Source organism: Aneurinibacillus danicus (assembly GCF_007991215.1).
GTDB classification, from domain to species: domain Bacteria; phylum Bacillota; class Bacilli; order Aneurinibacillales; family Aneurinibacillaceae; genus Aneurinibacillus; species Aneurinibacillus danicus.
Genome location: NZ_BJXX01000017.1, coordinates 1 through 5435 on the forward strand (window position 1 = coordinate 1; position 5435 = coordinate 5435).

Genomic DNA, 5435 nt, shown 5'->3' on the forward strand with positions numbered 1-5435 from the left:
ATGTCGGGGTTGCGGCGAAAAAGCCATGGTGTTTTTATTATAATATACTATCTGTAGAAAATCATTACAGATAAAATGAAAATACAAAAGCACGGCAACAAGTACATCGTTTCCTGTTCGCTATATTTCTATTCTTTACCCCGTGCCAAAGTCTTTATAATAACGATATACAGAAGAAATAAGAAAGAGGGAAGCGAGGAAAGAGGGAGACAAATCCGTTTCGCATACGGCTTACGGCGGCTATTATGCTAAAGAGGTAAACGCGGTGATTCCTTACGGACCTGACCAAGAAATGCAAAGAAAAACTCGCGGACGTTGCCGCGAGTTGTCTCTCGTTTACGAATGGAAAAACGAGTGTTACTTTTTAATATTATAGAACGCTTCGCGGCCTGCGTATTTGCTAATGTAGGCCAGTTCGTCTTCAATGCGGAGAAGTTGGTTGTACTTTGCCACACGGTCTGTACGGGACGGTGCACCGGTTTTGATTTGTCCAGCGTTAGTCGCTACCGCAATGTCAGCGATGATGGAATCTTCCGTCTCGCCGGAACGGTGGGAGATAACCGCGGTGTAGCCCGCACGCTTCGCCATTTCGATGGCATCGAACGTTTCGGTCAGCGTACCGATTTGGTTTACTTTAATGAGAATGGAGTTCGCCGTTCCCTGTTCAATTCCCTGGGACAGACGGGTTGTATTCGTTACGAACAGGTCGTCACCCACCAGCTGCACACGATCACCGATGCGCTGGGTCAGCTTGTTCCATCCTTCCCAATCATCTTCAGCCAGACCGTCTTCGATGGAGATAATTGGATACTTGTTCACCAGCATCTCCAGGTAGTCGATCATCTCGTCTGTCGTCTTCGTAATGCCTTCACCGGCCAATTCATACTTGCCGTCTTTGTATACTTCCGTAGAAGCAACGTCAAGCGCCAGCATAATGTCCTCACCCGGCTTGTAACCCGCTCTCTCGATAGCGGCAATGATCGTTTGCAGCGCTTCTTCATTGGAAGCCAGGTTCGGCGCGAATCCGCCCTCGTCACCTACCGCAGTGTTCAGTCCTTTTTCTTTCAGCACAGCTTTCAGGTTATGGAAAACTTCTGCGCCCATACGCAATGCATGCGCGAAGCTTTCTGCCCCGACCGGCATAACCATAAATTCCTGAATATCCACGTTGTTGTCCGCGTGCGCGCCACCATTAAGAATGTTCATCATCGGAGTCGGCAGCGTTTTGGCGTTGAAACCACCCAGATACGCATACAATGGAACGCCCAGCGCGTCAGCCGCCGCCCGGGCAACCGCCATGGACACACCCAGAATGGCGTTTGCACCCAGCTTGCCTTTGTTTTCGGTACCATCCATCTCGATTAGCAGGTTGTCGATGCCCACTTGATCCAGTGCATCGAAGCCTTCCAGCTCCGGAGCGATGATGCTGTTTACGTTATCTACCGCTTTTAATACGCCTTTACCCATGTAGCGTGCTTTCTCACCGTCACGAAGCTCAACCGCTTCATGTGCACCGGTAGAAGCGCCGGACGGGACCATAGCGCGTCCCATTGCGCCGGATTCAAGATAGACTTCCACTTCTACTGTCGGGTTACCTCGGGAATCAAGAACTTCGCGGGCGTAGATGTCAGAAATAATCGTCATGCTTGTTCAGCTCCTTAATTAGTTATGTAAGGTAATTAAGAAAAAGAAAGAAGGGAACGAGGGAATGATTTCAAAGGGGAAAAGGCAACCGCTCCCCCCTGGACCTTATTTCCTCTTCCGTCTCCTTCTGTTTTCTTATTTTAGTATAATGGCCTGCCTGTCATTTCTTTAGGTTGTTCAATACCAAGCAGCTTTAATATGGTCGGTGAAATGTCGGCCAGAATGCCGCCTTCACGCAATTCCTCACCCTGTTTCGTCAGAATGAACGGAACAGGGTACGTGCTGTGCGATGTGATCGGATTTCCCTCTTCATCGAGCATCAAGTCAGCGTTCCCATGGTCGGCGGTCACAAGCGCCACACCGCCTTTGGCCAGTATGGCTTCCACAACTTTACCCATGCACTCGTCCACCGCTTCTACCGCTTTAATCGTCGGCTCCATCATACCGGAATGGCCTACCATATCGCAGTTAGCGAAATTCAGAATGATGACATCGTGGATATCCTGCTCAATCTCAGCCAGCAGGGCTTCGGTAACTTCATAGATGCTCATTTCCGGCTTCAGGTCATAGGTTGCGACTTTCGGCGAGTTGATGAGGATGCGCTTCTCTCCTTCAAACTCGGCTTCACGGCCGCCGCTGAAGAAAAAGGTAACGTGCGGATACTTCTCCGTTTCCGCAATGCGCAACTGGCGCATATTATGCTGCGTCAGCACCTCGCCCAGCGTATTGTCTAAGCTGGTCGGCTTGTACGCGACATAACCGTCCACACTTTCGCTGAACTTGGTCATGCAGACAAAGAATAAATTCTTCGGCCACTTCTCGCCGCGGTCAAACCCGCGGAAATCATCATTGGTGAAAACCTGGGATAACTGAATAGCACGGTCCGGACGGAAATTGAAGAAAATGACACTGTCATTGTCTTTAACTGTCGCTACCGGAGTACCGTCACTATTTTTGATTACCGTCGGCATTACAAATTCATCGTATACGCTGCGTTCATAAGATTCACGCACCGCTTCAACCGGATCGGTGAAACTCGGCCCTTCTGCGTATACCATGGCGCGATAGGACTTCTCGGTGCGTTCCCAACGTTTATCGCGGTCCATTGCATAGTAACGGCCCTGTACGGTCGCAATGCGGCCAACGCCGTATTCTTTAATCTTCTCCTGCAATTCTTGAATGTATCCAACCGCACTGTCCGGTGCTACATCGCGTCCGTCCAGAAATGCATGAATGTAGACACGGTCCATGTTCTCCTGCTTAGCCAGCTTCAACAATGCAAACAAGTGTTCGATATGGCTGTGCACGCCGCCGTCCGACAGCAATCCGTACAGATGAAGCGCAGTGCCGTTGTCCCTCGCATGACGTACGGCTTTAAGCAGCGTTTCATTTTTAAAGAACATACCTTCGTTAATTTCTTTCGTTACGCGTGTTAAATCTTGATAAACAACGCGGCCGGCACCCAGATTCAGGTGTCCGACTTCCGAGTTGCCCATCTGTCCTTCCGGAAGTCCGACAGCCAGACCGCTGGCGCCGAGCAGCGTATGCGGATATTCGTTCCAGTATTTATCGAAATTCGGCGTCTTCGCCTGTCTGATGGCGTTGCCGTATTCTTCTTCCCGGTATCCGAATCCGTCCATAATGATAAGTGCCACTGGTTTCGGTCGACTCATATTACTTCTTGCCTCCTCGTGCTCCCTCTAACAATTTCAGGAACGATTCCGGCGTTAGACTGGCGCCTCCGACAAGCGCGCCGTCGATGTCCGGCTGCTCCATGTAGGTTCCGATATTGTCCGGTTTCACGGAACCGCCGTACTGGATGCGTACCTGCGCCGCTACCTGGGCGTCGAACCCATCTTCCACCGTACTGCGGATGAATGCGATAACGTCCTGCGCATCTTCCGCTGAAGACGATTTGCCCGTTCCGATAGCCCAGATCGGTTCATAAGCAATCACAAGCTGCTTCGCCTGCTCGCTTGACAGACCTTCTACCGCACGAAGCACCTGCTCACGTACCCATTCCTTCGTTTTTCCACCTTCACGCTGCTCCACATTTTCGCCCACGCATACGATAGGCGTCAATCCGTGCGCAAATGCGGCTTTTGCTTTTCTGTTCACCGTTTCATCCGTTTCCGCGAAATACTCCCGGCGTTCCGAGTGCCCGATAATTACATATTGCACGCCAAGGCTTGTCAGCATGCCGGGGCTAATCTCTCCTGTATATGCTCCTGATTCCTCCCAGTGCATATTCTGCGCTCCAACGGCAATCGGATACCCTTCAAGCTCTTGCACCAATGCGTCCAATGAGGTGAATGGCGCACAGATGACGGTATCCATATTCTCTTTTGGTGTGAGCGAGCGTACAGCGTGCGCGAATTCACGCGCTTCCTCCGTCGTTTTGTGCATTTTCCAGTTACCCGCGATAATAGGTGTCCGTTGCATGCATTTGTCAACTCCTTATTTATCAGCCAGGACCGCCACACCCGGAAGCTCTTTGCCTTCCATGAATTCGAGCGAAGCCCCGCCCCCTGTTGAGATGTGCGTCATCGCTTCCGCTACGCCCGCTTTCTCGACCGCAGCCACGGAGTCGCCACCGCCGATAATGGTTGTACCGTTTACTTCTTTAAGCGTGCGTGCGATGGCGTTTGTTCCTTCTGCAAAAGTATCCATTTCAAATACACCCATCGGTCCGTTCCATACTACAGTTTTAGACTCAAGGATAGCGTTTTTGTACAGTTCAATCGTTTTAGGCCCGATATCAAGCGCCTGCCAGCCTTCCGGAATGGCATCCACATCGACAACTTTTGTTTCTGCGTCATTCGCAAACTTATCAGCCACGACAACATCGACCGGAATTAGAAAGTTCACGCCTTTCTGCTCGGCTTGTTCCATGAATGATTTGGCCAGCTCCACTTTTTCTTCCTCAAGCAGGGAATTCCCTACCTCATAGCCTTTCGCTTTGATGAACGTATTGGACAGGCCGCCGCCTACAATTAAATTATCCACTTTCTCCAATAAGTTTTCAATGACACCGATTTTATCCTTTACTTTGGCTCCGCCGATAATGGCCGTGAACGGACGTTCCGGCTGGGAAATGGCTTTGCCCAGGAATTCGATTTCTTTCTCCATGAGGAAACCGGCTACCCCTTCGATATGGTTGGCTACGCCGGCTGTAGACGCATGCGCACGGTGAGCGGTACCGAACGCGTCATTTACAAAAAGGTCTGCGAGCGATGCAAACTGTCTGGACAACTCTTCGTCATTTTTTTCTTCGCCCGGATGAAAGCGGACATTCTCAAGCAGTAGCACTTCGCCATCGTTCAGCTTCTCGGCCTCCGCTTTCACTTCTTCGCTGTATACTTCGTCCACTTTCTTTACCGGCTGGCCGAGCAGTTGAGCGAGACGCTCCGCCACTGCATTCAGACGCATCTCTTCCACAACCTTGCCTTTCGGACGGCCGAGATGGCTCGACATAATCACACGGGCGCCGTTCTGTACGAGGTATTCAATCGTCGGCAGTGCCGCACGGATGCGCGTATCATCGGTGATACGTCCGGCTTCCATCGGCACATTGAAGTCGAAACGACAGAATACGCGTTTTCCTTTCACGTCAACATCGCGAACAGACTTTTTGTTCATAACAAATAACCCTCCTCTTCCTTATAGCAGCTATACTTCCCGACATGAAAATCAAGGGAAGGACAGCTGATTTTAGTGGTACGAAAGAAAAGAGAGAAAAGAACGGGGGAATGATTTCAATGGGGAAAAAGGCGAACGCCTTTTTCTTCTCT

4 protein-coding genes are annotated in these 5435 nt (G+C 50.6%); all 4 read right to left on the bottom strand.

All coding sequences use genetic code 11. The features are described 5' to 3' along the window. Window positions 1–357 precede the first annotated feature (357 nt). Window positions 358–1644, bottom strand: a complete 1287-nt coding sequence (eno, locus tag ADA01nite_RS02145) for a phosphopyruvate hydratase (protein ID WP_146808256.1) — start codon at window positions 1642–1644, stop codon at window positions 358–360. Between the two features lie 140 nt (window positions 1645–1784). Then, the gene (gpmI, locus tag ADA01nite_RS02150; protein ID WP_146808257.1) at window positions 1785–3317 is read right to left on the bottom strand and encodes a 2,3-bisphosphoglycerate-independent phosphoglycerate mutase; all 1533 of its coding nucleotides are present in this window, start codon (window positions 3315–3317) and stop codon (window positions 1785–1787) included. A 1-nt stretch (window position 3318) separates the two neighbouring features. Further along, window positions 3319–4086 carry a triose-phosphate isomerase gene (gene tpiA, locus ADA01nite_RS02155; RefSeq protein WP_146808258.1) on the bottom strand — a complete coding sequence of 256 codons (768 nt, stop codon included), beginning with the start codon at window positions 4084–4086 and terminating at the stop codon, window positions 3319–3321. Window positions 4087–4101: 15 nt separating this feature from the next. Further along, complete coding sequence (locus tag ADA01nite_RS02160) at window positions 4102–5283, bottom strand: phosphoglycerate kinase (protein WP_146808259.1); 1182 nt, start codon at window positions 5281–5283, stop codon at window positions 4102–4104. Between the last annotated feature and the right edge of the window lie 152 nt (window positions 5284–5435).

Excerpts from the sequence above, each read along its gene's own strand:
- tpiA (WP_146808258.1), bottom strand. The coding sequence starts at position 4,086 with ATGCAACGGACACCTATTATCGCGGGTAACTGGAAAATGCACAAAACG.
- ADA01nite_RS02160 (WP_146808259.1), bottom strand. The coding sequence starts at position 5,283 with ATGAACAAAAAGTCTGTTCGCGATGTTGACGTGAAAGGAAAACGCGTA.
- eno (WP_146808256.1), bottom strand. The coding sequence starts at position 1,644 with ATGACGATTATTTCTGACATCTACGCCCGCGAAGTTCTTGATTCCCGA.
- gpmI (WP_146808257.1), bottom strand. The coding sequence starts at position 3,317 with ATGAGTCGACCGAAACCAGTGGCACTTATCATTATGGACGGATTCGGA.